2 pseudogenes are annotated in these 1,433 nt (G+C 63.4%); both read right to left on the bottom strand.

Going from position 1 to position 1,433, the window contains the following annotated elements:
• A pseudogene (locus HX873_RS31950) lies at positions 1–146 on the bottom strand (DEAD/DEAH box helicase); the annotation flags it as partial.
• A pseudogene (locus tag HX873_RS31380) lies at positions 146–1,433 on the bottom strand (DNA ligase-associated DEXH box helicase); the annotation flags it as partial. The pseudogenes HX873_RS31380 and HX873_RS31950, both read right to left, overlap by 1 nt.

Raw genomic sequence — 1,433 nt, 5'->3', positions numbered from 1 at the left:
GGCTGGCCCAGGCTGCGATAGGCCGACGCCTTGCCAAAATGCGCGTCGGCGATCAGCAGGCACTTTCTCGCAGGCCAGTACACCGCCTTGTCCGCGAGCAACCACAGCGCTTCTTCCGCCAGATGTATCGGGTAATGAGCGGGCATCAGGGCTTCCCGTTATCGGCGACTTTTTCCAGATCCTTGACCATCCGCGCAATCCGCTCCGAGAGTTTTTCCGAGCTCAGGCTTTCCCGAAAACGTTCCACCAGCAGCGGAAAGGCCAACGGCGTAGGCCGTTTGATGCGATGCAGGTCCAGCTTCAACCCAGACAGGTGGCGCAAGGTCTCTTCCAGGCGACGAATATCCAGCTCATCCCGCAGGACTTCTTCCCCGGCCTGGGTCAGCAGCAGGTTCTGCGGGTCATATTGCTTGAATACCTCAAAGAACAAACCGCTGGAAGCCTGGACCTGACGCGTACTTTTCGGCGCGCCCGGATAGCCTGCGAACACCAGCCCGGCGATCCGCGCGATCTCGCGAAAACGTCGCAGGGCCAGCTCACCGGCATTCAGGCTGGCTACCACGTCATCCAGCAGATGATCCGCGCTCAGCAGTTCGCCGCCCAATAACTCAGGCCAATCCACTTCGGTGGCACTCAGCAGTTCCAGCCCATAGTCATTGACCGCAATCGAGAACGTCACCGCCTGCCGCCGGCTGACGCGCCAGGCCAGCAGGCTCGCCAGCCCCAGATGCACCTGGCGCCCGGCAAACGGATACAGGAACAGATGCCAGCCCTCCCGGGACTTGAGGGCCTCGGCCAGCAAGTGATCGCGGGTCGGCAGCCCGGACCAGCGCAGCTGGGTTTCCAGCAAGGGTTGCACCGCTTGCATCTCCGGGCCGAGATAGTGACCGTGGGCAGCCGCATCAAAGCGCTCGACCACCGCCTGGGCCAGCTCGTTGGAAAGAGGCATGCGCCCGCCGTTCCAGCGTGGCACGGCAGCCTTTTTCGCGGTGCTGCGCTTCACATAAGCAGTCATGTTTTCCACCCGTACCAACTCCAGCAAGCGGCCGGCGAACAGGAAACCATCCCCTGGCTTCAGTCGTGCAATAAAGCCTTCCTCGACACTGCCCAGGGTCTTGCCACCGCCGCCTTTGCTCCAGAATTTCAGCTGGATGCTGGCGTCGCTGACGATCGTACCCACGCTCATGCGATGGCGCCGCGCCAGGCGTGCGTCGGGGACGCGCCAGATGCCGTGTTCGTCCGGCTCGACCCGGCGGTAATCCGGGTAGGCCGTCAGTGACAGGCCACCATGGCGCACGAAACCCAGGGCCCAGGCCCAATCTGCTGCGCTCAGGTCACGATAGGCCCACGCGGTGCGCACCTCCGCCAGCAGCTCATCCGGCACAAAGCCGCCGCCCAGCGCCATGCTCACCAGATGCTGCACCAGCACATCC

The sequence above is a fragment of the Pseudomonas sp. P7758 genome (genome assembly GCF_013386485.1).
GTDB lineage: Bacteria > Pseudomonadota > Gammaproteobacteria > Pseudomonadales > Pseudomonadaceae > Aquipseudomonas.
This window is presented reverse-complemented; position numbering and strand designations above follow the sequence as displayed.